This is a genomic window from Paraburkholderia sp. EG286A, from assembly GCF_040965375.1.
GTDB lineage: Bacteria > Pseudomonadota > Gammaproteobacteria > Burkholderiales > Burkholderiaceae > Paraburkholderia.
Window position 1 is genome coordinate 1,098,944 of record NZ_JBFRCB010000003.1, and the last position, 25,021, is coordinate 1,123,964.

The 25,021-nt window shown below is 66.3% G+C and carries 23 protein-coding genes and 1 tRNA gene; 12 read left to right on the forward strand and 12 right to left on the reverse strand.

Annotated elements, in window-relative coordinates; genetic code table 11:
• The first annotated feature begins 280 nt into the window (after positions 1-280).
• The 3 genes from AB4Y35_RS17805 to AB4Y35_RS17815 are packed head-to-tail and all read left to right on the forward strand — an operon-like array spanning position 281 to position 2,456.
• A complete protein-coding gene (locus tag AB4Y35_RS17805; RefSeq protein WP_069262853.1) occupies positions 281-727 on the forward strand; it encodes a nuclear transport factor 2 family protein in 447 nt (148 codons plus the stop codon).
• A 27-nt stretch (positions 728-754) separates the two neighbouring features.
• Positions 755-1,825 (forward strand): YheT family hydrolase, encoded by a 1,071-nt coding sequence (locus AB4Y35_RS17810; RefSeq protein ID WP_368705260.1) that lies wholly within the window; start codon positions 755-757, stop codon positions 1,823-1,825.
• Positions 1,818-2,456, forward strand: coding sequence for a DUF2946 family protein (locus AB4Y35_RS17815; protein ID WP_368705261.1), 639 nt, complete (start codon positions 1,818-1,820; stop codon positions 2,454-2,456). The genes AB4Y35_RS17810 and AB4Y35_RS17815 overlap by 8 nt, the downstream gene beginning before the upstream one ends.
• Positions 2,457-2,464: 8 nt before the next feature.
• Here AB4Y35_RS17815 and AB4Y35_RS17820 read toward each other — a convergent pair whose 3' ends face one another.
• A complete protein-coding gene (locus tag AB4Y35_RS17820) occupies positions 2,465-4,270 on the reverse strand; it encodes a M48 family metalloprotease (RefSeq protein ID WP_368705262.1) in 1,806 nt (601 codons plus the stop codon).
• 168 nt (positions 4,271-4,438) lie between these two features.
• On the opposite strand from AB4Y35_RS17820, the gene moaC reads away from it, so the two are divergent.
• Positions 4,439-4,918 (forward strand): cyclic pyranopterin monophosphate synthase MoaC, encoded by a 480-nt coding sequence (gene moaC, locus AB4Y35_RS17825; protein WP_368705263.1) that lies wholly within the window; start codon positions 4,439-4,441, stop codon positions 4,916-4,918.
• A 4-nt stretch (positions 4,919-4,922) separates the two neighbouring features.
• Positions 4,923-5,273 (forward strand): nucleotide pyrophosphohydrolase, encoded by a 351-nt coding sequence (locus AB4Y35_RS17830; protein ID WP_368705264.1) that lies wholly within the window; start codon positions 4,923-4,925, stop codon positions 5,271-5,273.
• A 70-nt stretch (positions 5,274-5,343) separates the two neighbouring features.
• On the opposite strand, the gene AB4Y35_RS17835 is transcribed toward AB4Y35_RS17830, so the two are convergent.
• The 8 genes from AB4Y35_RS17835 to recA form a co-directional block, all read right to left on the reverse strand.
• On the reverse strand, positions 5,344-7,185 hold the full coding sequence (locus AB4Y35_RS17835) for a PglL family O-oligosaccharyltransferase (RefSeq protein WP_368705265.1): 1,842 nt from the start codon (positions 7,183-7,185) through the stop codon (positions 5,344-5,346).
• A gap of 144 nt (positions 7,186-7,329) precedes the next feature.
• Positions 7,330-7,944, reverse strand: coding sequence for a pilin (locus tag AB4Y35_RS17840; protein ID WP_368705266.1), 615 nt, complete (start codon positions 7,942-7,944; stop codon positions 7,330-7,332).
• Positions 7,945-8,070: 126 nt separating this feature from the next.
• Positions 8,071-8,793: a TerC family protein gene (locus AB4Y35_RS17845; RefSeq protein WP_368687583.1), complete on the reverse strand. Its 723-nt coding sequence runs from the start codon at positions 8,791-8,793 to the stop codon at positions 8,071-8,073.
• Between the two features lie 186 nt (positions 8,794-8,979).
• A complete protein-coding gene (gene sucD / locus AB4Y35_RS17850) occupies positions 8,980-9,861 on the reverse strand; it encodes a succinate--CoA ligase subunit alpha (protein WP_069262862.1) in 882 nt (293 codons plus the stop codon).
• A gap of 97 nt (positions 9,862-9,958) precedes the next feature.
• On the reverse strand, positions 9,959-11,125 hold the full coding sequence (sucC, locus tag AB4Y35_RS17855; protein WP_321930262.1) for an ADP-forming succinate--CoA ligase subunit beta: 1,167 nt from the start codon (positions 11,123-11,125) through the stop codon (positions 9,959-9,961).
• Positions 11,126-11,175: 50 nt separating this feature from the next.
• Positions 11,176-11,871, reverse strand: a complete 696-nt coding sequence (locus tag AB4Y35_RS17860; protein ID WP_324160523.1) for a DUF2889 domain-containing protein — start codon at positions 11,869-11,871, stop codon at positions 11,176-11,178.
• A gap of 119 nt (positions 11,872-11,990) precedes the next feature.
• The gene (gene recX, locus AB4Y35_RS17865; protein WP_368705267.1) at positions 11,991-12,878 is read right to left on the reverse strand and encodes a recombination regulator RecX; all 888 of its coding nucleotides are present in this window, start codon (positions 12,876-12,878) and stop codon (positions 11,991-11,993) included.
• Between the two features lie 53 nt (positions 12,879-12,931).
• Positions 12,932-14,008, reverse strand: a complete 1,077-nt coding sequence (gene recA / locus AB4Y35_RS17870; RefSeq protein WP_069262865.1) for a recombinase RecA — start codon at positions 14,006-14,008, stop codon at positions 12,932-12,934.
• 248 nt (positions 14,009-14,256) lie between these two features.
• Here recA and AB4Y35_RS17875 point away from each other — a divergent pair, with 248 nt between their 5' ends.
• The 4 genes from AB4Y35_RS17875 to AB4Y35_RS17890 all read left to right on the forward strand — a co-directional run bounded on the left by AB4Y35_RS17875 (position 14,257) and on the right by AB4Y35_RS17890 (position 18,836).
• Positions 14,257-15,009 carry a response regulator transcription factor gene (locus AB4Y35_RS17875; protein ID WP_342921200.1) on the forward strand — a complete coding sequence of 251 codons (753 nt, stop codon included), beginning with the start codon at positions 14,257-14,259 and terminating at the stop codon, positions 15,007-15,009.
• Positions 15,010-15,021: 12 nt separating this feature from the next.
• Positions 15,022-16,668, forward strand: coding sequence for a sensor histidine kinase N-terminal domain-containing protein (locus tag AB4Y35_RS17880; protein ID WP_368705268.1), 1,647 nt, complete (start codon positions 15,022-15,024; stop codon positions 16,666-16,668).
• A 321-nt stretch (positions 16,669-16,989) separates the two neighbouring features.
• Positions 16,990-18,648 (forward strand): MFS transporter, encoded by a 1,659-nt coding sequence (locus tag AB4Y35_RS17885; RefSeq protein ID WP_368705269.1) that lies wholly within the window; start codon positions 16,990-16,992, stop codon positions 18,646-18,648.
• Positions 18,649-18,759: 111 nt separating this feature from the next.
• A tRNA-Met gene (locus AB4Y35_RS17890) sits at positions 18,760-18,836 on the forward strand.
• Between the two features lie 98 nt (positions 18,837-18,934).
• On the opposite strand, the gene AB4Y35_RS17895 is transcribed toward AB4Y35_RS17890, so the two are convergent.
• Entirely contained in the window at positions 18,935-19,951 is a 1,017-nt protein-coding gene (locus tag AB4Y35_RS17895; protein ID WP_368705270.1) for a diguanylate cyclase, read from the reverse strand.
• Between the two features lie 175 nt (positions 19,952-20,126).
• Positions 20,127-20,882, reverse strand: a complete 756-nt coding sequence (locus tag AB4Y35_RS17900) for a FadR/GntR family transcriptional regulator (RefSeq protein WP_368705271.1) — start codon at positions 20,880-20,882, stop codon at positions 20,127-20,129.
• A 73-nt stretch (positions 20,883-20,955) separates the two neighbouring features.
• Here AB4Y35_RS17900 and dgoD point away from each other — a divergent pair, with 73 nt between their 5' ends.
• The gene (gene dgoD, locus AB4Y35_RS17905; protein ID WP_069262869.1) at positions 20,956-22,104 is read left to right on the forward strand and encodes a galactonate dehydratase; all 1,149 of its coding nucleotides are present in this window, start codon (positions 20,956-20,958) and stop codon (positions 22,102-22,104) included.
• Positions 22,105-22,388: 284 nt separating this feature from the next.
• Positions 22,389-22,688 carry a hypothetical protein gene (locus tag AB4Y35_RS17910; protein ID WP_368705272.1) on the forward strand — a complete coding sequence of 100 codons (300 nt, stop codon included), beginning with the start codon at positions 22,389-22,391 and terminating at the stop codon, positions 22,686-22,688.
• Between the two features lie 17 nt (positions 22,689-22,705).
• Here AB4Y35_RS17910 and AB4Y35_RS17915 read toward each other — a convergent pair whose 3' ends face one another.
• Positions 22,706-23,632, reverse strand: a complete 927-nt coding sequence (locus AB4Y35_RS17915) for a CopD family protein (RefSeq protein WP_368687575.1) — start codon at positions 23,630-23,632, stop codon at positions 22,706-22,708.
• 610 nt (positions 23,633-24,242) lie between these two features.
• Between AB4Y35_RS17915 and AB4Y35_RS17920 the strand changes: the two genes are divergently transcribed.
• Positions 24,243-25,010: a c-type cytochrome gene (locus AB4Y35_RS17920; protein ID WP_069262871.1), complete on the forward strand. Its 768-nt coding sequence runs from the start codon at positions 24,243-24,245 to the stop codon at positions 25,008-25,010.
• Positions 25,011-25,021 lie beyond the last annotated feature (11 nt).

Sequence of the window (25,021 nt, forward strand, 5' to 3'; positions counted from 1 at the left end):
GGGGCGGCTATGTGCCGCCCGCCACGCTGAAAACATCGCGCACACAAATGGATGTGCGCCACGCAACGGACGCCATGCGCGTTGCGCGCGCCCAATAGAGGCATCGGAGGCGCGGGAGAGACCAAAGCGCCGCATCGGAGCACGTCACAGGCCTGTCTCGCGAAAGCGGCATGCTCGCGGCAAACGCGCGGCATGTAGCGACAGCCGCGCAGCGACGCAACCGATCAATCGCCAACCCGCGCCCAGGCAGACGCCACCGAGCGCACAAGACCAACGAGCCATGCCACGTTTTGCCCACATCTTCGAAGCCGCCGCGGACACCCTCAACGCGTACTACCAGGCCGTCGCGGAAGTCAACATCGACAGCTTGATGGGTCTGTGGATCGATGAAGAGTTCGTGAGCTGCATCACGGCGGAAGGCGCGCATCTGCACGGCCTGCCGAGCATCCGCGCGGGCCTCGCCGCGCAGCTCGAAGCGGCGCCGGTGTCGATCGAGCCGCTCGACATCCGCGTGTACGACAGCCTCGGCACCGTGGTCTATGCGATCGTGGAAGCGCACCGCCCGGTCGATCCCAGCGCGATTCCCACCATGGTCTTCACGACCTACGTGATGGTTCACGAGCGCGGCGAGTGGCGCATTGCGCACATTCACGCGAGCCGCATGCCCGACGACGCAGCTACCCAGTTCTCGGCCAGATTGCGCCACGGCCAGGGCGCGCTGCACTGACATAAGGGCGCAAAGCAGGGGGCAGTGATGAGTACGACCGACGACACCCGCAGGCCCAGCGAGGCAGCCCGCGTCGCGGCCGCGCTCGATGCCCAGACTGCCCTGCTCGGCCCCCAGTACGACAACGACTACCGCGCGCCGTTTTGGCTGCCCGGTGCGCACATCCAGACCATCGTGCCGGCGCTGTTCTCGCGCCTGCCTGCGCCCGCCTACCGGCGCGAGCGCTGGAACACACCGGATGGCGACTTCATCGAAGTGGACTGGCTGGACGGCAAACATGCCGGTGCGAATTCACACAACGCCCCGCTTTTCGTCCTGTTCCACGGCCTGGAAGGCGGCTCGAGCTCCCACTATGCGCGCTCGCTCGCTGCCGCCGCGCAGGCGCGCGGCTGGCATGCGGCGATCCCCCACTTTCGCAGCTGCAGTGGACCGCTCAACCTGCTGCCGCGCTTCTACCATCTCGCCGATTCCGCCGAAGTCGACTGGGTGCTGCGCCGCTTCGCCGCCCGCCACGCAGGCCCGCTCGTGGTCGCGGGCGTGTCGCTCGGCGGCAACGTGCTGCTGCACTGGCTCGCCCAACGTCGCGAAGACGCCGCGATCGTCGCCGCGGCCGCCGCGATCTCCACGCCGCTCGATGTGCATGCAGGCAGCGAGATGCTGACGCAGGGCTTCGGCATGATCTACACGCGCAGCTTCCTGAAGACGCTGAAGGTGAAGGCGCTCCAGAAACTCGAACAGTACCCCGGCCTGTTCGACGCGCAAGCCGTGCTCGCCAGCCGCACGATGTACGAATTCGACAATGTCGTGACGGCGCCGCTGCACGGTTTTCGCGACACCCACGACTACTACACCCAGGCGACGATCCGCCCGAAGCTCGGCGAAATCGCCGTCCCCACGCTCATACTGAACGCGCGCAACGATCCGTTCCTGCCGGGCCGCGCGCTGCCCGCTCGCCACGAAGTGAGCGCCGCGGTCGAGCTCGATCAGCCCGCGCACGGCGGCCACGTCGGCTTCATGACCGGACCGTTCCCCGGCCGCAGCGACTGGCTTTCGCAGCGCGTGTTCACTTATCTCTCGCCTTTCGTCTCTCATGGATGACATCGTCAAACAGGCGCTCGCGCGCTGGCCCAACGTCCCGCATTGCACGGGCTGGCTGCTGCTCGACGCACGCGGCAACTGGCGCATGCGCGACGAGGCCGCCCAGGCTCAGAACGCCCCCGGCACGGCGATCCGCCACGAAGCGCTGCTCGGCTTCATCAACCGCAATTACGAGCGCGACGAACAGGGCCAGTGGTACTTCCAGAACGGGCCGCAGCGCGTGTACGTCGAGCTCGAATACACGCCGTGGATCGTGCGCCTCGCCGCGGGTCATGACGGCGACGACGACGCGTTGACGCTCACCGATCAGGGCGGTCAGGCGTTCGAGCCCGTGGCCGCCTACCTCGACGAAGCGGGCAGCGTGATCTTCGCCGATGCGGGCACGCCGCCGCGCGCGGCGCTGCTGCACGACCACGACCTCGATCTCTTCACGGACCACGCCACGCTCGCGGACGACGCCCACAGCGGCACGTTCCACTGGCGCGCCGGCACCGCGCTGCCGCTGCAGCCGGTGAAGCGCGCCGAGGTGAGCGCGCGCTTTGCCTTCGTGACGAGCCCGGCGCGCGCCGAGCGCGACGCGCAGGCCGCGCAGCAAGGCGCGAGCAGCACGCCGCCGGCCTCCGCGGACTGAGCGCCGCCTCAGCCGCGGCCCTCGTCCTTCTCGTCCTGGCGCTCCTGCTGGTAGCGCGCCTCGAAGTCGTGCAGGCGCGCTTCGATCGTCGACAGGTCGTAGTAGCCCACCGATTTCATGTCGCGCGCCTCCTTGAGCTGACGGATGGCCGAGGGCCAGGCGCCGTCGAGCGCCAGCTTCTCCGCCATCGCCCGATGCTGGGTGAGCGCGTCGCCGAGTCCGGCGCTCGCCTGCGCCAGATAGAGCCACCATGCGTCCTGCTGCGGTTCGGCCTCGGTTTCGCTGCGCGCGAGCGTCTGCGCCTCCTTGAAGCGCCGCGCCGCGATCAGCGCCTGCAGCAGCGCATCGGTGGCCGCGTGTGACCCTGGCCACGCCTGGTGCGCGGCCAGGGCCTGCCGCACGGCGTCGTCGGTGCGGCCCGCGCGGCGCGCGATGTCCGCGGCGAGCACGTCGAGGCTCGGCGAGTTGCGCGTCTTGCTGCCATCTGCCGCCTCGAACTGCGCGAACGCCGCGCGAGAGTTCGCGAGCGACGCCGTGGCGTCGTCGTAGCGCTCGAGCAGCATCTGCGCGTAGGCAATGCCATACCAGTTCGCGGCGACGTTGAGCGCCGTGCGGTCCTCGAGCTCCGAGCGCAGACGCGAGACCTCGTCGATGTACTCGTTGCGCGTGCGGTCCTGAAGCACACGCACGCGTGCGCGCACGAAACCGTACTCGGGCGCCTGGCGCGGCTGCCGGTAAGCGGCGCGGCGCGCGCGGTCCTGCATGTCGGCGATGCGCTCGCCGGTGAGCGGGTGCGTGCGCGCGTAGGCCGGCACGCCCGTGTCTTCCATCGAATCGCGCTCGAGCCGCTCGAAAAACGCCACCATGCCCCACGGGTCGTAGCCCGCGCCCGTGAGGAGCTGGAAGCCCACGCGATCGGCCTCGTGCTCCGCCGCGCGCGAGAAGCGCAACTGGCTGTCCACGGCATACGCCTGGCTGCCGAGCGCAATGCCGGCGCCGAGATCGCCGCTATGCGCGAGCACGCCCGCAAGAATGCCGAACAGCACGCCCGCCAGGGCGGCCAGACCCGTGCGCTCGCTCTGCGAAAGCATGCGTGCGATATGCCGCTGCAAGACGTGGCCCATTTCGTGACCGAGTACGGAGGCGAGCTCGGACTCCGTTTGCGTGACGACGATGAGCCCCGAATTCACGCCGATGAAGCCGCCCGGCAGCGAGAACGCGTTGATCTGGCCGTCGCGGATCGCGAACAGCTCGAAGTCGGGCCGATAGCCGCCGATGAACTGCGCGCTAGCGGCCGCGGCGAGGCGCGCGGCGACCGAATTGAGGTAGTCGCGCACGAGCCAGTCGCCGATATAGTCGGGGTCGCGGCGAATCTCGCGCATCACGCGCTCGCCGATACGGCGCTCGGCCTGCGGCGTGAGCGCGCCACCCGAGCCGTCGCCGAGGTCGGGCAGTTGCGGCACCCAGGCGGGGGCGCGCACGCTGGTATTGCCGCTCGAAGTCGAGGACGCTGCGCTGGCCTGGCCCTGGGAAGAAAAGCGGCTCTGCGCGCCGCCGTAGGTGCCGAACACGCCCTGCGCGATCGAGGCGGGGACGACGGGGTCCGCCGCGTCGTCGAACGGGCCGCTGACGAGTGGGGGCGCCGCATTGGCCGCATTCGGTGCGGGGCCGGAGGGAGCGGGGGCAGGCTGCGTGGCCGACGGCGGGGCCACGCCGAGCTTGAGCACGGCGGCATTCGACGCCTGCGCGTTCGCTTGCGGCGAAACCGCGAGCGACGCGCACAACCATGCAGCAAGCAGCCGTTTCAGACGCATTGATGACAGGATCGGGGAATGCGGGGCACTGGCGCGGCGGCGCGCCCGGTGCGGACCGCCAATCAATCGATTGTAGCCCGCCTTACAACTCTTGCGGCAAGGCAAGACGCGTAGAAAGCGCGGCGTGCCGCGCTGTTAAGATAGGTACCCCTCAAGGAAGAACCCACCATGCCTGAACTCACGCATTTCGACGCCGCCGGCGACGCCCATATGGTCGATGTCGGCGGCAAGGCAGAGACGAAGCGCATCGCGCTCGCGAGCGGCACGATCCGCATGTTGCCGGCAACCTTCGCGCTGATCCGCGACGGCCACGCGAAAAAAGGCGATGTGATCGGCGTTGCGCGCATCGCCGCGATCCAGGGGGCGAAGCGCACTTCGGATCTGATTCCGCTGTGCCATCCGCTCGCGATCACACGCGTGAAAGTGGACTTCATGCTCGACGAAGCGCTGCCCGGGGTTCACTGCACGGCGCAAGTGGAAACGCTCGGCCGCACGGGCGTGGAGATGGAAGCGCTGACCGCCGTGCAGGTCGGACTGCTGACCGTCTACGACATGTGCAAGGCCGTGGACCGCGGCATGACGATCACCGATGTGCGCGTGCTGGAAAAGCACGGCGGGAAGTCGGGGGATTGGGTGGCGGAGCGCTGACGCCATGACGCTCGACAAACTGCTCGCGCAGGTTCTGGCCTTCCGCGACGAGCGCGACTGGAAGCAGTTTCACACGTTGCGCAACCTGATCGTCTCCACCAGCATCGAGGCAGGCGAGCTGCTGGAAACGGTCCAGTGGAAGACCGATGCGCAGATCGACGCACAGCTCGCCGATCCCGCGCAACTCACGCATCTCAAGCACGAATGCGCGGATGTGTTCATCTACCTCTTGCTGGTCGCGCATACCGCCGGGATCGATCTGGTCGATGCGGCAGCGGAGAAGCTCAAGCTGAACGCGCAGCGCTACCCCGTGGACAAGGCGAAAGGCAGCGCCGCGAAATACTCCGAGCTTTGATCGCCCTGGCGGCGGCACAGAACGCGGCGGCGAGCTGACTCGCCGCCGCTTCACGCACGAGCCGTGAGGCTCAATCGTCCGAATCGTCCTCGTCGTCCTGTTCGACCGACTTCGCCGGCATCCCGTATTTCTTGACGAGTTGCGCCTTGAAGTCGGCGAGCGTGGGCTGCTCGTCGAGCAGGCCGTAGAGCGAAGCGAGTTGCGTCTGCCAGTCGTGCAGCTCCGTGGCGAAAATGCGCAGGCGCTCCACCGTATCGAATGCGCCCGCCGTATCGCCGTCCAGCGCCTGCAAGACCGCGTAGCGGCGCAGCACCGTCTCTCCGGGCAGCAGCGCGATGGCGCGCTGGTGCGCGTAAAGCTTGCTCGGCAGGCTCGCGGCGTTCAGCGGCAACAGCGTGGCCATGCCGTAGTCGCCCCACGCGCCGAACAGGCGCGAAGGATCGTCGCCGTAGTCGCGCGCCGGGTGCTGTCCGTAATACAGCACCTCGGCGCGGTTGTAGTCGCGCAGCACCGGGTACAGCGCCGCGACGCCGCCGAACACGACCACCGCATACACGCCGAGCGAGACGCGCGACGGCACGACACGCAGCGGCTTCGTCTCCAGCAGACCGAACACGAACATCGCGGGCAGCAGGAAGAACATGTACTGCTGCGGATATTCGACGAGTGCATGCATGACGAGCACGCCGATCAACATGAAGCCGAACACGCGCTCGGCGGTGTGCGGCGCGCGCAGTCCGCGCACGAACCACGCGACGAGCCCGATCACGACGATGGCAAGACCGACGAGGCCGGTCTTCGCGAGCAGGTCGAGGAAGATGTCGTGCGCGTTGTTGGCGATCTCGACGCCGCCAAGCGAGCGCGCCAGCTCGAACTGGTGCACCGGGAAATCGCCCCAGCCAACGCCCAGCACCGGATGCGACTTGAACATCGTCCAGCCGTAGCGCCAGAGTGCGAGGCGCGGCGCGATCTGGCTGGCGTCCTTCATGCGCTCGGCGGCCGACTGCGCAAGGTCGAGGCCGTAGTGGACGTTGGCCCAGCGCACGAACGCATTCATGCCGAAGAAAATCAGCACGAGCACGACCGGGATGAGCCAGGCGCGCACGCCGCCGCCCTTGCGGCCCGAGCCCGCCGCCGATCCGAAGCCTTGCGCACCCACACCACGTCCCTCGTCGGCTTCGCTGCGGCAGCCCGCGAGCGCGATCCACAGCCCCGCGACGAAAATCACGCCCATCTGCAGCCACGGCCCGCGCGACACGGTGAGCGCGAGACCGCCCGAATAGATCGCGGTCAGCACGCCCCAGAGCAGGATGTTCAAACGCCGCGTGAGCACGAGGTACATCGCACCCGCCATCGCGAAAGCGATATAGGTGGCCAGGTGATTGGCCTGCGCCATGTTGCCGAACGGCCGGCGCTCGACGGTAATGTTGTACGCCACCACGAGCGGCGTGACCTTCGTCTCCAGGTGAAAGAGCTGGATCACCTGGGTGAACACGGCGAAGAGGCCGCCGAACTGCAGCGCGAACGCTCCCCACACGAGCGCGGACTGCATGAGGCGCGCGCGCGTGATGGTGTAGCCGGCGTGCGTCGCGAGGAACGCGGCGAGCAGATAACCGGCGCCGAGCCAGTTCATCGAAGGCTCGGCGAGCGGCAGCGCGAAGGTCTGCACGATCAGCAGCAGACCGAAGAAAAGCGGCACGAGCGCGACCGTGGGCGACGCGAAGCCCTCGCCCGTGCGCGCCGGACGAACGAGCAGCAGCATCGCGGCGCCCATCAGCACATAAAGTGTCAGTGCAACGAATTCCGCGTAGAAAGTCGGAATCGGATAGGTGTGGTTGACGACCGCATAGGGCAGCGTCAACGCGAGGGCCAGCAAGACGAACGTAAGGTAACGCGCAAAATTGGAAGGCATGGTTGGGCGGGGGCGTTCAGCAACGGGGCACTATACAAAACTTTTCCCCCGCTGTGCGGTTGCGGCCGGTTGGCTCGCATCGGCGTGCGCTGCGCGAATGCGCTCGAAGGCGCTCACCGTTGCCCCCGGACCTGTGCGCAAACCTTATGCGCGGCACTCCGGCGGCGCGAGATTGCCCGCCAGCGTGGCGGCGTCCGCCGGCGACGGGCCCGTGCCGGGCGCGCCCAGCGACGAAGCCGCCTTGCCCGCAGCGAAGCACTCCCACGTGAGCGTGCCGCCCTGCACGCCGCCCTGCGCGAGCGCGACACGCGCGGTGGGCTGATCGGCGTTGTCGGGCACCGAGGGCACGAGCACGATGGTGTTGCTGCCCACCGGCGCCACGCGCGAGGTGAAAGCAACCGTGATCTGGCCGGTCGTATCGTCGATATGCAGCGACTGCACGTTGCGGGTGGCGGGCGGCACCGTGTAGCCCGCGCCGAAGGCGTTGCCGCTCGCGGCGTTTTCCGCCACGGCAAGGCGTGCGGAAGACGCGAGCGAAAGGCCCTCGCCCACGCGGCTGCGGGCGAGGTAATCCTGGTACGCGGGAATGGCGTAGGCGGCGATCACACCGACGATCGCGAGCACGATCATCAGTTCGATCAGTGTGAAGCCGCGCGCGGTCCAGCGCGCGGCAACGCCGGCGAGACGCGACAGTCTGGCTGCAAAACACGCGCAGCCGTTGCGCGGCGGCGGGCTCATGGGAAGGGCGGATACGGTCATCGTCAGGGCTCCTGAAACAAGAAACGCCTGCTCACAGTCGTGAACAGGCGTCTTGATCGTATCGGCGGCCCGCTTTGCGCAGCAGTCGGCCGGATGGCCCAGGCGCAATGGCACAGCCCTGCGCGCTCAGTGCGACTGCGGCCCCTGCGCCTGGCTGCGCCGTGCGTTGCGGCGCCTGAGCCACGACCCGAGCGCGACGACGAACACGGCCCCCGCCGCGCTCATGCCGTATTCGGCCGCGGGCGTATCGAGCAGCGGCCAGCGGTCGCCGGCGGGGTCGTTGATGATGAGCCCACCCGCGATCCAGCCGAGCAGCGCCGCGCCGAGCGTCACGATCACCGGGTAGCGGTCGAGCAGCTTGAGCACGAGCTGACTGCCCCACACGATGAGCGGAATGCTCACCATCAGCCCGAAGATCACGAGCGCGATGCGATGGCGCGGATCGGCCGCTTCGGCAGCGCCCGCAATCGCGACCACGTTGTCGAGGCTCATCACCGCATCGGCGACGATGATCGTCTTGATTGCGCCCATCAGCTGCTCGGCAGGCTTCACGTTGGCGTGCTCGAGTTGACTGGGCGCGAGCAGCCGAACGCCGATCCACAGCAACAGCAGGCCGCCTGTGAACTTGAGGAACGGCACGTTGAGCAGCACCACGGCGAACGCGATCAGCACCACGCGCAGCGCGATCGCGCCGGCGGTGCCCCACAGGATGCCGCGCATGCGCTGCTGCGCAGGCAGATCGCGGCAGGCGAGCGCGATCACCACGGCGTTGTCGCCGCCGAGCAGGATGTCGATGACGATGATCTGGATGACAGCGCCCCAATGGAGCGTCGCGAAAAACTCGAGCATGGAGACGAAGACTCAGCCGTGACTCAGGATGGGCGGCTCAAGCGGCGAGCCAAATAAAAAAGCGAGGAGGCCATGACTGGCTCCCTCGCTTTTGTTCGGAAACCTCGTGAAAGGATTCCGCAAGCATATCAAAAAACGCCGGCCGCCCGCGCATACATGATGCACGAGTGGCGGCGCATTTCGAATTTACAGCATCGCCTTCAGCAGACGACCCATTTCCGACGGATTGCGCGTCACCTTGATGCCGCACGCGTCCATGATTTCCAGCTTCGCGTCGGCCGTATCTGCACCGCCCGAGATCAGCGCGCCGGCGTGGCCCATGCGCTTGCCCGGAGGCGCCGTGACGCCCGCGATGAAGCCAACCACCGGCTTCTTCATGTTGTCCTTGATCCACTCGGCGGCGTTCGCTTCGTCCGGACCGCCGATTTCGCCGATCATGATCACGGCGTCCGTATCCGGATCGTCGTTGAACATCTTCATGACGTCGATGTGCTTCAGACCGTTGATCGGGTCGCCGCCGATACCGACTGCCGACGACTGGCCGAGGCCGATCGCGGTCAGCTGGGCAACCGCTTCATACGTCAGCGTGCCCGAACGCGACACGACGCCGATGCGGCCCTTGCGGTGGATGTGACCCGGCATGATGCCGATCTTCAGCTCGTCCGGCGTGATCGTGCCGGGGCAGTTCGGGCCGAGGAGCAGCGTCTTGCGGCCTTCGCGGCGCATACGGTCCTTGACTTCGATCATGTCGCGGACGGGAATGCCTTCCGTGATACAGATCGCGAGATCGAGGTCGGCCTCGACGGCTTCCCAGATCGCAGCGGCAGCGCCTGCCGGCGGCACGTAGATGACCGAAACGGTCGCGCCGGTCGCGTCCTTCGCTTCACGCACGTTCGCGTAGATAGGAATGCCTTCGAAATCTTCGCCGGCCTTCTTCGGGTTCACGCCAGCAACGAACGCTTCGCGGCCGTTTGCGTACTCACGGCACGCGCGGGTATGGAACTGACCGGTCTTGCCGGTAATGCCCTGCGTGATGACCTTGGTGTCTTTGTTGATCAGAATCGACATGTATTGACCTCTTTTCGTTTGGCGTCGCGCGTCGCGTCATCCGCGCCTTGCGTTGCGGATTTCGCGCCGGCACGCCGCCATTCGTGTCCGGTGAAAATTACTTGCCTTCGGCAGCCGCGACGACCTTCTGCGCGGCTTCTTCCATGCTGTCTGCCGAGATGATCGGCAGGCCCGATTCGGCCAGCATCTTCTTGCCGAGGTCCTCGTTCGTGCCCTTCATGCGCACGACGAGCGGCACGTTCAGGTTCACGGCCTTCGAACCAGCGATCACGCCTTCTGCGATCACGTCGCAGCGCATGATGCCGCCGAAGATGTTCACGAGGATCGCCTTCAGGCCCGGGTTCTTGAGCATGAGCTTGAACGCTTCGGTGACCTTCTCGGTCGTGGCGCCACCGCCCACGTCGAGGAAGTTGGCCGGCTCGCCGCCGAACAGCTTGATGGTGTCCATCGTCGCCATGGCGAGGCCTGCGCCATTCACCAGACAGCCGATGTTGCCGTCGAGCGAGATGTACGCGAGGTCGAACTTCGAGGCTTCGATTTCGGCCGGATCTTCTTCGTCCAGGTCGCGGTAAGCGACGATTTCCGGATGACGGGACAGCGCGTTGGAGTCGAAGTTGAACTTCGCGTCGAGCGCGATGACCTTGCCGTCGCCGGAGACGTTCAGCGGGTTGATTTCAGCCAGCGATGCGTCGGTTTCCCAGAATGCCTTGTACAGGCCTTGCAGGATGGCGCGGGCTTGCGGAATCGAAGCAGCCGGCACGCCGATCTTTGCGGCGAGGTCGTCGGCCTGGGCGTCGAGCAGACCCGTCGACGGCTCGACGATGACCTTGTGGATCAGTTCCGGGTGCTTTTCGGCGACTTCTTCGATGTCCATGCCGCCTTCGCTCGAACCCATCAGAACGATCTTTTGCGACACGCGATCAACGACGAGGCTGACATACAGTTCCTGCTTGATGTCGGCGCCTTCTTCGATCAGCAGACGGTTGACCTTCTGGCCTTCCGGACCGGTCTGGTGCGTGACGAGCTGCATGCCGAGGATCTGGTTCGCGTATTCGCGGACTTGCTCGATCGTCTTGGCCACCTTCACGCCACCGCCCTTGCCGCGGCCGCCAGCGTGGATCTGCGCCTTGACGACCCAAACCGGACCGCCCAGCTCTTGAGCGGCCTTGACCGCGTCATCCACCGAAAACACCGGGATGCCGCGCGGGACCGCGACTCCGAATTTCCGCAGGATTTCCTTACCCTGGTACTCGTGAATCTTCATGCGTGATTCCTTCAGTCTGAGAGTTGGAGTGAACTTCGATTCCGCTGTTGTTATTCATGCGAGACGGCGTCGGCCCTGCCCTCTTGGCCCGGGCTCCGGCTGTCGCGCACGCTGGGGGTTTCCGCGCCGCGTGCTATTGAACGCGGCACATGGCCATACCAGCGCGGATAAAACTGCTTCACCGCCTCCCCGTCGAACCGCAGCGCGTGGCAGCGGCCAAGCTGGAAGGGCGGCTTTTCACCGGCGGCCTCATTGCCTCCGGCGGTCTTGCCGAGTTCCGGTCCGGGCGCTTCACCCGGCGAGCCATTCGATGTGTCCCACACTGCCCCGACGAACGCCTGGATCGCAGCGGTCGGCAAAACGCCCAACATTTCTGTGAGGTGTGTGCAGCCGACCGTGCCGGCGAGGAGCCGGCCCGCTTCACGGCGGAAATTGTCGAGGAGATTGAGCCCGATAAGGGCCCGATAGGCGGGATTGGCGTTCTGGCACTGACCGTCGTAAGGCACCCAGTCGGACGACGCTTCGGCGTCGACGACGTTGAGCTTGCGATCGATCGTAATGCGCAGCCAGAGTTCATGGATCGGCAGACCATTGGGCCGGACACCGGCGGCGAGCGGCACGTCGCGTGGCTTGTGGTCGGTCAGGCACGCGTCGATGTCCCACAGGCCGTCTTCGCGCTCATAGGCAACCGCCCGGATGGCGCGCTGATGGCGCAACTGGCGGGGCACGGGCGGAGAAAGCGGCATGCTAAAGGTAAGACCGGATTGGAAAACCTCGTGATTTTAACATACCGGGTATTTGAGACAGCCGCGAACACACAGGCCGGGCGGGGACTTGCCTGCGTGGATTTTTCGAGACGGCCGGCTCAGTTGTCGGACCAGTCTTCGTCGATTCCCTTGAGGATCTTGCCGATGATCGACATCGAGAAGCCGCGCGCCGCGAGAAAGCGCGCCTGACGCGCGCGCTCGGCAGGCGTCTCTGGCAACTGGCCGTACTTCTTCTGCCAGACCGTGCGGGCACGCACGAGCTCGGTCTCGCGCAGTTGCGAGCTCACCTCTTCGATGAGCGCTTCGCCCACCGCATGGCGCTTGAGTTCGCTGACGATACGCCCCGCCCCCACGCGCGACGCGCGCCGGTGCACGACGCTTTCGGCAAAGCGCGCGTCGGAGAGCCAGCCCTCGCGTTCGAGCGAGTCGAGCAGCACTTCGAGTGCGTCGGCGTCTTCGGTGTACGGCATGAGCTTGCGCGAGAGTTCGGCGCGGCTGTATTCGCGGCGCGAGAGATAGCCGAGCGCGCGGCCCTTGAGGGAGCGCTCGGGGCGCTGCTTCGCCGTGGACGACTTTTCGCGCTCGCTGGCGCGTGCGGCGCGGCTGGCCGAGCTACGCTCGTATTGGTCGCCTTGCGGCGCGCTGGATTCGCGCGCTGTTTCGAGCGGCGCGCGACGCGATCGCTTGAATGTTGGTTCGGACAGCGGTTCTGGCGGCAGGCTTGCCGCCGCTTCATCCGCCCCGCCGAAGAAAGCCTCGAACGGGACTTCGAAGACTGCGCCGCCATCGTCGCTGAGATCGGCGGGCGACGAATACGCGGCGCCAGAATGCGCAAAGCCGCGATCGCCCGGCTGGGCGTCGCGGCTCAAATGGCTTGAGCGGCTCGTGCGCGAGTCGGCAGGCTTGACGGCGGAGCGCCGCTCGGCGCCCCTGTCCGCAGGCGAACCCGCTCGCGGGTTAGCCTGCTCGCCGGAAGGCGAGGACATGTGTGACCCGCCCTTGCGCATCAGCTTGCCTTATCTACGAGAGCCTCGTGGACTTATTCTTCGTCAGCGACTTCGACTTCGCCGGAATCCTTGACGCCGTCCGGCATCGTGCTCACGCCAAGCGATTCGCGGATGCGGTTTTCGATCTCGCGAGCAATGTCCGCGTTCTCGCGCAGGAATTCGCGTGCGTTGTCCTTGCCCTGGCCAATGCGCTCGCCGTTGTAGCTGTACCACGCACCCGCCTTGTCGACGATCTTGGCCTGCACGCCGAGGTCGACGATTTCGCCCTGACGCGAGATGCCCTCGCCGTAGAGAATGTCGAACACGGCTTCGCGGAACGGCGGCGAGACCTTGTTCTTCACGACCTTCACACGCGTTTCGCTGCCGATCACTTCGTCGTTCTTCTTGATCGAACCGATGCGGCGAATGTCCAGACGTACCGACGAGTAGAACTTGAGCGCGTTGCCGCCCGTGGTGGTTTCCGGGTTGCCGAACATCACACCGATCTTCATGCGGATCTGGTTGATGAAGATCACCATGCAGTTCGTCTTCTTGATCGTGCCGGTGAGCTTGCGCAGCGCCTGCGACATCAGACGCGCCTGCAGTCCCGGCAGCGAGTCGCCCATTTCGCCTTCGATTTCGGCCTTCGGCACGAGCGCCGCGACCGAGTCGATCACGATCATGTCGATCGAGCCCGAGCGTACCAGCGCGTCGGTGATTTCGAGCGCCTGCTCACCCGTGTCCGGCTGCGAGATGAGCAGTTCGGGCACGTTCACGCCGAGCTTGGCGGCGTATTGCACGTCGAGCGCGTGTTCCGCGTCGATGAACGCCGCCGTGCCGCCGAGCTTTTGCATTTCGGCGATCACCTGCAGCGTGAGCGTGGTCTTGCCCGACGATTCCGGACCGTAGATCTCGACCACCCGGCCGCGCGGCAGACCGCCCACGCCGAGTGCGATGTCGAGGCCGAGCGAACCGGTGGAGACTACCTGGATGTCCTCGACCGCTTCGCCGTCGCCGAGTCGCATGATCGACCCTTTGCCGAACTGCTTTTCGATCTGCGCGAGCGCGGCGGCCAGCGCCTTGCTCTTTTCAGCAGTCAGCCCAGCCGAGCCTTTCTTGCTATCTTCCATGAATCGTCCTTTGCTATGATGAACGGCGTCTCGTGACCTTGCGCACGCCTCATTCGGGCTAATGCACACGAACGCAGACACTGTATAAAAAAACAGTGGTTTTGGCAAGCCTTTCTGGCGATCCAGAACCGCGAATTTCGGGAGACCGCCGCGCGTCGCCTGGCCGCGCCTTCAAGGACGCGGCGCGGCGCGGGTGTTACGAGCCTGACTACGAGGTCAAAACGCCTCGAAGGCGACGCTGGCGCAACATGCGAATCCTCATTGCCGAAGACGACAGCATACTCGCGGACGGGCTCGTGAGATCACTCCGCCAATCAGGCTATGCCGTTGATCACGTGCGTAGCGGCGTGGATGCCGATACCGCCTTGTCGATGCAGTCGTTCGACCTCCTGATCCTCGATCTGGGCCTGCCGAAAATGCCGGGCCTCGAGGTGCTGCGCCGTTTGCGCGCGCGCAATTCCAACCTGCCCGTGCTGATCCTCACCGCCGCCGACAGCGTGGACGAGCGCGTCAAAGGCCTCGACCTCGGCGCCGACGACTACATGGCCAAGCCCTTCGCGCTCAACGAGCTCGAAGCGCGCGTGCGTGCGCTCACGCGGCGCGGCGCGGGCGGCGGCCCGACCGTCGTGCGGCATGGCGCGCTGGCGTTCGACCAGGTGGGGCGCATTGCGCGCATCAACGACCAGGTGCTCGACCTTTCCGCGCGCGAACTGGGCGTGCTCGAAGTGCTGCTGCAGCGGCTCGGGCGGCTCGTTTCGAAGGAGCAGCTCGTCGACCACCTGTGCGAATGGGGCGAGGAAGTCAGCAACAACGCCATCGAAGTCTACGTGCACCGGCTGCGCAAGAAAATCGAAGCGGGCGGCGTGCGCATCGTGACCGTGCGCGGGCTCGGCTACTGCCTCGAAAAGGAGGCGAAGGACACGCAGGCCGGCGCAAGCCAGACACCCGCCGGCACGCCCGACGCCGCGCCGGCGATGCCGGCCAGCCACTACTTCAAGTAGGCGGGATCGACGATGGCCGGGCGTCCTCCCATCGCGCGCGCCGTGCCGCCCAAGGGCGCCGCAGGCGTGGCCGGTTCGGCCGGCGACAGCGCCCCGGGCGCGACCGCATTCGCGGCCGACGCCCTCGACGACGACGCGCGCGACGCCCGCTACGCCAATCCGTTCGCCCCGCCCGACGAAGCCGAAGCCGCCGCCGAGGCGCGCCCGCGCTCGCTCTTCGGCGAGATTCTCGACTGGATGCTCGCGCCGTTGCTGCTGCTCTGGCCGATGAGCATCGCGGTCACGTATCTCGTGGCGAAGTCGATCGCCAACGGCCCCTTCGACCGCGCGCTCGAAACCGACGCCTATGTGCTCGCGCGCCAGATCCAGCCGGTGAACGGCGTGGCCGAGCTGACGCTGCCCGCCTCCACGCGCGACTTCCTGCGCGCCGATAACGTCGACAGCGTGTTCTATCAGGTGCTCGGCAGCCGCGGCGAGCTGATCGGCGGCGATCGCGACATGCCGCTGCCGCACGACGACGACCGCCCGCCGCCGGGCCTCGTCGAGTTCCGCGACGACACGCTGCATGGCATCGACATCCGCGTGGCCTATACGACGGTGGAACCGACGCACCCGAGCGCCGGCGATCGGTCAGGTCAACCCGTGCTCGTGCAGGTCGCGGAAACGCTCGACAAGCGCCGCCAGCTCGCCAACGACATCATCAAGGGCGTGATCCTGCCGCAGTTCGTGATCTTGCCGCTCGCGATCCTGCTCGTGTGGTTCGGCCTCTCGCGCGGCCTCGCGCCCCTGCACGCGCTGCAGTCGAACATCCGCATGCGTCGGCCCGACGATCTATCGCCGCTCGAAGCGCGCCGCGCCCCGCCCGAAATCGAGCCGCTCGTCACCTCGTTCAACGACCTGCTCACGCGGCTCGAACAGAACATGGAGCTGCAAAAGCGCTTCATCGCCGACGCCGCGCATCAGATGAAAACGCCGCTCGCGGGCCTGCGCACCCAGGCCGAACTCGCGCTGCGCCAGAACGCGCCCGCCGAAGTGCACCGCTCGCTCGAGCAGATCGCGACGAGCTCCGAGCACGCCGCGCGGCTCGTCACCCAGCTGCTGGCGCTCGCGCGCGCGGAAAACCGCATGTCGGGGCAGGTCTTCACGCCGGTGGACGTGGCCGACGTGGCGCGCCACGCCGTGCGCGACTGGGTGCAGCCGGCGCTCGCCAAACAGATGGACCTCGGCTACGAAGGCCCCGAAACGGCCTGCGGCAGCGAGGAAGGCGATGGTGAAGCGGCGCGCGTCGAAGTGGACGGCAACCCGGTGATGCTGCGCGAGATGCTCTCGAACCTCATAGACAACGCGATCCGCTATACGCCCGCGGGCGGGCGTATCACCGTGCGTGTGCGGCCCGAGCCCGCGGCGGGCGTGGTCCATCTCGAGGTGGAAGACACGGGCATGGGCATTCCGTCCGCCGAGCGCGAGCGCGTGCTCGAGCGCTTCTACCGCATTCTCGGGCGCGACGGTGAAGGCAGCGGGCTCGGGCTCGCGATCGTGCGCGAGATCGCCACGATGCACGGCGGCACGCTCGCCATCGACGATCACGTCTATCAGGACACGCCGCGCCTTGCCGGCACGCTCGTGCGCGTGACGCTGCGGCTGCGCACGCGCGCTTGAGCGGCATCGCCGGCGCTTTGGCGGCGAAACCACCGCAAAACTGACGGATCGCGTCAGAAAACCGGGATGGGACTTACCCTTATCCGATCCGCGACGCACGAGTCAAAGCTCGAACTTTATAAGATGTTAAAAACGGAATGCGCGATTTTACTGGCGCATTCCGCGAACATAACCGATTAGACCCCACTCCGATACCACCCTCAGAAACCCACACGCGCGTCAGAAGCCCGTAAGTTTCCATTCCAATAATGCTCCGCAGGACCGCGGGTCTACGAGTCGCCTGCCCGACGGACCACACGCATATCAATACTGGAGACATCTATGGCAACCGTTGGCGGACAAGTCTCGCACGCGCCGATGACCAGCGACGAAAAACGCGTGATCTTCGCGTCGTCGCTCGGCACCGTGTTCGAGTGGTACGACTTTTACCTGGCCGGATCGCTTGCGGCCTTCATCAGCAAAAGCTTCTTTTCCGGCGTCAATCCCACGGCCGGCTTCATCTTCACGCTGCTCGGCTTTGCCGCCGGCTTCGCCGTGCGTCCGTTCGGCGCGATCGTGTTCGGGCGCCTCGGCGACCTCGTGGGCCGCAAGCACACGTTCCTCGTCACGATCGTCATCATGGGTGTCTCGACCTTCGTGGTCGGTTTCCTGCCCGGCTACGCGTCGATCGGCATTGCCTCGCCGGTGATCTTCATCGGCATGCGTCTGCTGCAGGGCCTCGCGCTCGGCGGCGAGTACGGCGGCGCCGCGACCTACGTCGCCGAACACGCGCCGCCCGGACGCCGCGGCTTCTACACCTCGTGGATCCAGACGACCGCCACGCTCGGCCTGTTCCTCTCGCTGCTCGTGATCCTCGGCGTGCGCACGTTCGTCGGCGAAGAACAGTTCGCCGCGTGGGCCTGGCGCATTCCGTTCATCGCCTCGATCCTGCTGCTCGCCGTTTCGGTGTGGATCCGTCTGCAGCTCGACGAATCGCCGGCGTTCAAGCGCATCAAGGCGGAAGGCAAAGTCTCGAAGGCGCCGATCAAGGAAGCGTTCGGCCAGTGGAAGAACCTCAAGGTCGTCCTGCTCGCCCTCTTCGGCCTCACGGCCGGCCAGGCCGTGGTCTGGTACACGGGCCAGTTCTACGCGCTGTTCTTCCTCACGCAAACGCTCAAGGTGGACGGCTCGAGCGCCAACATCCTGATCGCGCTGGCGCTGTTGATCGGCACGCCGTGCTTCCTGTTCTTCGGCGCGCTGTCGGACAAGATCGGCCGCAAGCCCATCATCATGGCCGGCTGCCTGATCGCGGCGCTCACCTACTTCCCGATCTTCAAGGCAATCACGCACTACGCGAACCCGGCGCTCGAAGCCGCCACGCAGCGTGCGCCGATCGTCGTGATCGCGGATCCGGCCGAGTGCTCGTTCCAGTTCAACCCGGTCGGCACCTCGAAGTTCACGAGCTCGTGCGACATCGCCAAGAGCGCGCTTTCGAAGGCCGGCCTGAACTACGACAACGTGGCCGCCCCGGCAGGCACGCGCGCGCAGATCAAGGTGGGCGACACGACCATCGACACGTTTGACGGGCGGGCGCCTGGCGCCAAGGAAGCCGGCGCGCTGTTCGAGAAGACGCTCGCGGCCACGCTGAAAGCGGCGGGCTATCCGCTCAAGGCCGACCCCGCGCAGCTGAACTGGCCGATGACAGTGGTGATGCTGACGATCCTCGTGATCTTCGTGACCATGGTGTACGGGCCGATCGCAGCGATGCTGGTCGAGATGTTCCCGACCCGCATCCGCTACACCTCGATGTCGCTGCCCTATCACATCGGCAACGGCTGGTTCGGCGGCTTCCTGCCGGCAACAGCCTTCGCGATCGTGGCGGCGCGCGGCGATATCTACTCGGGCCTCTGGTATCCGATCATCATCGCGCTGGGCACCTTCGTGATCGGCATGCTGTTCGTGAAGGAAACCAAGGACTCGGATATTTACGCGCAGGATTGAGGCTGTGAGCGCCGCCGGGCGGGGCTTCTCGCCCGGCGGCCGCCCTCCCTGCAAAAAAGATGACGATGGGGGTTGACAGCCTCATCGTGTACAGCCATAATTATTTTCTTCGGCGAATTAGCTCAGCCGGTTAGAGCGACGGAATCATAATCCGCAGGTCCGGGGTTCGAATCCCTGATTCGCCACCAGTTGCAAAAAAAGCCGCTGTCCCACAAGGACAGCGGCTTTTTTCATTTCCGCGCGCCTGGCGAAGCGAAAACCCTGAGCCCGCCAGGCCAAACAGCATTTACCTGATCTGCTTGCGCTCCCGCTTCGTTTCGTACATCGAACGATCCGCGTATTCGATCAGCGCCGTCATCTCGGTGCCGTCTTCGGGCAGGATCGCAACGCCCACGCTCACGCCGAGATCGATGCGATGTCCTTCGAACTCGAACGGCTCGCCCACCGTGTCCACGAGCCGGCGGCTGTATGCCTCGGCGTCCCTGCGCCCCGCGATGCCGGGCAAGATCACGGCGAACTCGTCGCCGCCCACGCGCGCGGCCGTGTCCACGCGGCGGCTGTGGCGAGCGATGCGCGTCGCGGTCTCGCGAATCGCCGCGTCGCCGGCGCGATGGCCGTAGCGGTCGTTGATCGGCTTGAGGCCATCCATGTCGAGATTGAGTACGCCGAGACCGCCCGACGAGCGCACCGCGAGATCCACCGACTGGCGCAGGCGGTCGTAAAAGAGCGCGCGATTGGGCAAACCCGTGAGCGCGTCATGCGTCGCGCGCAGATAGAGCTCACTCGTCTCGTGTTGCGCGGCATGGAACATCGCCGCGGCGATGAGCTCGGACATCAGCGAGAGCGTGCGGATGTCCTCGTCCTTGAAGGCGTCGACTTCGGAATTCGTGACTTTCAGAACGCCGACGGTCGTCTCGAGATGTTTGAGCGGCGTGACGATCATCGAGCGCAGGCCGGCGCGCCGGCAGGCTTCGCGGTCCACGCGCGGATCGGTTTCGGAGTCGTCGCAGCGCAGGATCTCGCCCTCGCGCACGCACAGGCCCGACAGGCTCGTTTCACGCGCGAGGCGCAGTCCAAGGAGGTCCGCGACATTGCCCGAGGCCGCGCGGTAGACCATGTCCTCGCCCTCGGCAAGCTCGACGACCGCGCCCTGCGCTCGCGTGAGCTGCTCGGTGCGCTCGGCCACGTAGGCCATCACGCCGCCGAGATCGAGCCCGAGCTTCGCGATGTCCGACTGCGCCTTGATGATTTCCAGCAGGGTTGCGTTGTCCAGTTGCGTGTCTTTCGCTTCGCTCTTCTTCATCGCTCAACCGTTTGCCTTGCCTTCGACTTGCTGACGGCACTGAAAGCCAAAGCGCCGTTCGATCGGCCTAAAGCATAGCAAACGTTATTGATTGCGCCAGCGCAAACGTTTGATAGCCACAAATCGCTGCGCCTTTTTGCGATTCGTTGCGAAGACACCCATTGGGCATACGCGTTCAGCGCTCGATGCGCTCGCGCGTCAGGCGCAGCAGCGCCGCCATCGCACGGCTCGCCGCATAGGCGTCGCGTTGCGCGATCGCGTCGTACACGAGGGTGTGGTCGGGCAGCGCGGCGTTGAACACGTCGGCGCGCTTCGCATTCACGCGCAACTGGCCTTCGAGCGTGCGCTCGATCAGCGTGCCGAGCGGCACCAGCAATTCGTTGCGGCAGGCGCCCAGCACCGCGAGATGAAAGCGCAGGTCGGCGCGCACCCATTCGTCCACGTTGCGCGCCTCGGCCATGGCCTCGTGCGCGGCGGCGATCGAGGCAAGCGCATCGGCATCGTGCGCGTTCGCGGCAAGGCCTGCCGCAAACGGCTCGATCATCTCGCGCATTTCCTGGAGCTTGAGCGCGAACGCGAGCGGCGGCGCCACGCGCGCGTACCAGTCGAGCACGTCGGCATCGAGCAGGTTCCACGCTTCGCGCGCGCGCACCCGCGTGCCCACGCGCGGGCGCGACTCCACGAGCCCTTTCGAGGTGAGCGTGCGCAGCGCCTCGCGCAGCACCGTGCGGCTCACGTCGAACGTTGCCATGAGTTCGGCCTCGCGCGGCAGGACCGTCGCGGGCGGGTAGTCGCCGCGCAGGATCGCGCTGCCGAGTTCGTAGGCCACAGTGCCGTGCAGATCGCGTTGAATCGCCGTTCTCCTGGATATTGGGAAGCGTCGCGAAATAATACTATTAATAGCACTTAAAGGCGAATTTTGCAGTAGCATGTGCGCTTGAAGACGTCGCCGCTCGCGCGTGGTGCGAGCGCCGCCCTACCGCTCAAGGTCATGGAGACACCGCATGAAAATCACCAGGCTCGAAACCTTCGTCGTCCCGCCGCGCTGGCTCTTTCTGAAGATCGAAACGGACGAGGGGATCGTCGGCTGGGGCGAGCCGATCGTCGAAGGTCGCGCGCACACGGTGGCCGCCGCCGTCGATGAGCTCGCCGACTATCTGATCGGCAAGGATCCGCTCCTCATCGAGGACCACTGGCAGGTGATGTATCGCGCAGGCTTCTACCGCGGCGGCCCGATCTCGATGAGCGCCATTGCCGGCGTCGATCAGGCGCTCTGGGACATCAAGGGCAAGCATCATGGCGTGCCCGTTCACGCGCTGCTCGGCGGCCAGGTGCGCGACAAGATCAAGGTGTATTCGTGGATTGGCGGCGACCGTCCGAGCGACGTCGCCAACAACGCGCGCGCCGTGGTCGAGCGCGGCTTCAAGGCCGTGAAGATGAACGGCTCGGAAGAACTGCAGATCATCGACACCTTCGACAAGGTCCAGGGCGTCATCAACAACGTCGCGGCCGTGCGCGAGGCCGTGGGCCCGAACGTCGGCATCGGCGTGGACTTCCATGGCCGCGTGCACAAGCCGATGGCCAAGGTGCTCGCCAAGGAACTCGATCCGTTCAAGCTGATGTTCATCGAAGAGCCCGTGCTCTCCGAGAACGTCGAGGCGCTGCGCGACATCGTCAACCAGACCAGCACGCCGATCGCGCTGGGCGAGCGTCTGTATTCGCGCTGGGATTTCAAGCACATTCTCGCGGGCGGCTACGTGGACATCATCCAGCCCGACGCCTCGCACGCGGGCGGCATCACCGAGTGCCGCAAGATCGCCGCGATGGCCGAAGCCTATGACGTCGCGCTCGCGCTGCACTGCCCGCTCGGGCCGATCGCGCTCGCCACCTGCCTGCAGATCGACGCGGTGAGCTACAACGCGTTCATCCAGGAGCAGAGCCTCGGCATCCACTACAACAAGGGCAACGACCTGCTCGACTACATCAGGAATCCCGAAGTCTTCAAGTACGAAGACGGCTTCGTCTCGATTCCGCAGGGCCCGGGTCTCGGCATCGACGTGAACGAGGAGAAGGTGCGCGAGATGGCGAAGACGGGCCACCGCTGGCGCAATCCGGTGTGGCGTCACGAGGATGGCAGCGTCGCCGAATGGTGATGCGCAAATGAACGCCGAAACGCGCGGCGCGCAGCGTGGCGTGACACGCTGGCCATCGCGCGTTTCGGCGAAGTAACGTTTCGCGTGGCTTAGCGCGCTCAGGCGCGCTCGCTCGCGAGACGCGCGCACGGCCTATGTCGTTTGCGCACACAGCCAGTTCATGGAAAGCCGCGCCGCGCAAGGCGCGGCCGTCATCGAACGCACGCGCCGAGCGCGAACGCCCCCCACTGGCCTGCTCCTTGCTGATTCCTTTGCAACCCAACCTCGGTGTTGCAAGGGACTCCATGGACGCGTCGCTTCCCGACTATCTGATCCGCGAACAAGCCGCCGTCGGCGCACTCGTCGCCTTCGGCTTCCTGCGCGTGCTCGCTGCCGCAGTCGCCTTCACGCGCGGCTGGCGCATTCGCTGGATCGAGTACGCCGCGATCGGCGCCGCGGCGCTGTGGTGCGCGCCGCAGCTGATCGCGCTGATCGCCAATCCAGCGTCCGTGGCCGCACTCGCGGAACTCGAAGGCAATGCCACGGGCTGCGCCCTCGCCCTCTTCTTCTCACCGATCTTGAGTCACCGGCTCGGCTACGAATAAGTTGCAGCGACGACGTTTCAGCCCTGCAACACGTAGGCCGGCACGCTGTGCGCGAGCGCGGCCGCGGTCACCAGCACACCGATCATCACGATCGCTTCGAGATGGATCACGTTGACGAAACGGCGCGCCGCCGCTGTCGACGCCGCGCGCCGCAACTCGGGCATCGCCACGAGCCGGTTGAAGCCGCCCATCGCGAGCGCGAGCAGCACGAGCACGGCCTTGAGCATCAGCACGCGGCCCCAGGTGCTACCGACGATGGCGTCGATCGAGCCGCCGCTGCCGCGCAGCGCATCGAACACGCCCGTCGCGATCACGAAGCCCACCGCGAAGAACGCGACGTTCGAAATCTGGCCCGCCGTGCGGATCAGCACGCCGCGTGCCGTCGATGCGCCGAGCGCCGGCAGCACGGCAAGCCCCCCCGCCATGACGATGCCACTCCACGCGCTCGCGCTGAGCAAATGGAGCGTGTGCAGCCCGAGCGCGGCCGAGGCGAAGCCCGCATCGGCCGCGTGGCCGAGCCCCGCGCGCCCCGCGGCGATGGCGACGAGCGCGAGCCACAGCACGCCGTCGCGCGCCACACTCGAAGCCGCGAACGCGCAGCCGAGCAGCACGAGCGCGCCGACGAACGCGACGGTCCACGCGTGGCCGACGTGCGTTTGCGAGAGCACCGTGCCAACCACGCCGAACGCGCTGGGCAACGGTTCGCCGCTGACCGACGCGCTCTCGTAAAGCATCCACATGATGAGCGCCGCCACGAGCACGAACGCCGCGGCGCGCAGCGAGCGTTGCGCACGCAGCCATGCGAGGCGCGCGGGCGCGACCGGCGTGCGGCCGTCCTTGTCGAGCCAAGCGCCATAGAACGCCGAGCCGAGCGCGAACGCGTAGGCGATGTTGACGATGGCCGCCATGGCGACCTGCCCGATCCAGAGCCAGTCAGCTTTCATCGGACCTCGCCCTCCCGCGTGTTGCGGGTCGCGCGGACTTCGCGCGAAGGGGATCGGTCGGCTTGATGCAACGATAGGGAAAGTGCAATTGGAGTCATCGAGACAAGTGGCAAGGAAACAACATGAAAACGGCAACAGCAACACGCACACGCATCACATCGCGTGTCCCGCAAGGGTGCCTGCTTCGATAGCCGCCGCGCCATTCGGTTCAATGCGGGCTCCATGCGGCTTCAACGCGGATTCCATGCGCGAGCATCGAGCGAAGGCAAGAGACCGTAAGCGGCGGCAGCATGCGCCCGGCATCGGGTCATGCATGCAGCCGGCAACGAGCGGCTCGCCGAGTGTGGCGCGGGTGCGGGACAACCCCGTGTCACCGATTGGCGAACAGGTGCAGAATCATAACCGGCACCGACGCGACGATCGGCCGCAAGCACGTCGCGGTGGCGCCTCGAAGCCATCGGAGGGCGCTTGTGGCGCATGCGGCAAATGGTCACTATGAGTTCCCGATGCTAGAATCTGCTGCGTCGCCGCAGCGCGCACGGTCTTCTGCTTTCATCGCGCGCAGCCTGGAAGCCGGGCCGTTCGAAGCCTGGTCAGGTCCACGATAAAGATGGAGTTACGCGTGTCCCCAAGACGTATCTTCCGACCGCTCATTCCGCTCGTCGCGCCTCTGGCAGCAGCACTTTTGCTCGGGACGACCGGCGTTCTCAGCGCTGCACATGCCCAGACGGCGGCCTCCGCGCCGCAGGCCAAAGCCCCCGACACGATCGCCGCGCGCGTGCAGGGCTGCACCGCGTGCCACGGCTCGCACGGGCAGGGCACCGACAACGACTACTTCCCGCGTCTCGCCGGCAAACCGGCCGAGTACCTGTTCAACCAGCTAATGAACTTCCGCGAGGGGCGCCGCAAGTACCCTCCGATGAATTATCTGGTCACCTATCTCTCCGACGACTACCTGCACGAGATCGCGACGTTCTTCTCGCAGCAGCGGCCGCCCTACCCGCCGCCCGCGAAACCTTCGGTCGGCAGCGACACGCTCGCGCGCGGCCAGCAGATCGTCCTGCACGGCGACCCGGCCAAGCAGGTGCCCGCCTGCGCAGCTTGCCACGGCGCGAAGCTCACCGGCATGGAGCCGGCCATTCCGGGTCTGGTCGGTCTGCACATGGATTACATCAGCGCGCAGATCGGCGCCTGGCGCTCGGGCTCGCGGCATGCGAAGGCACCCGACTGCATGCATGAGATCGCCACGCGTCTCACCGACGAAGACGTGAACGCGGTCGCGGCCTGGCTCTCCACGCAGAGCGCGCCGCAGAACCCCGTGCCGGCGCCGGCTGGCTCACTCAAGACGCCGCTTGCCTGCGGCAGCGAACCGCAATAAGGCGCCGGGGG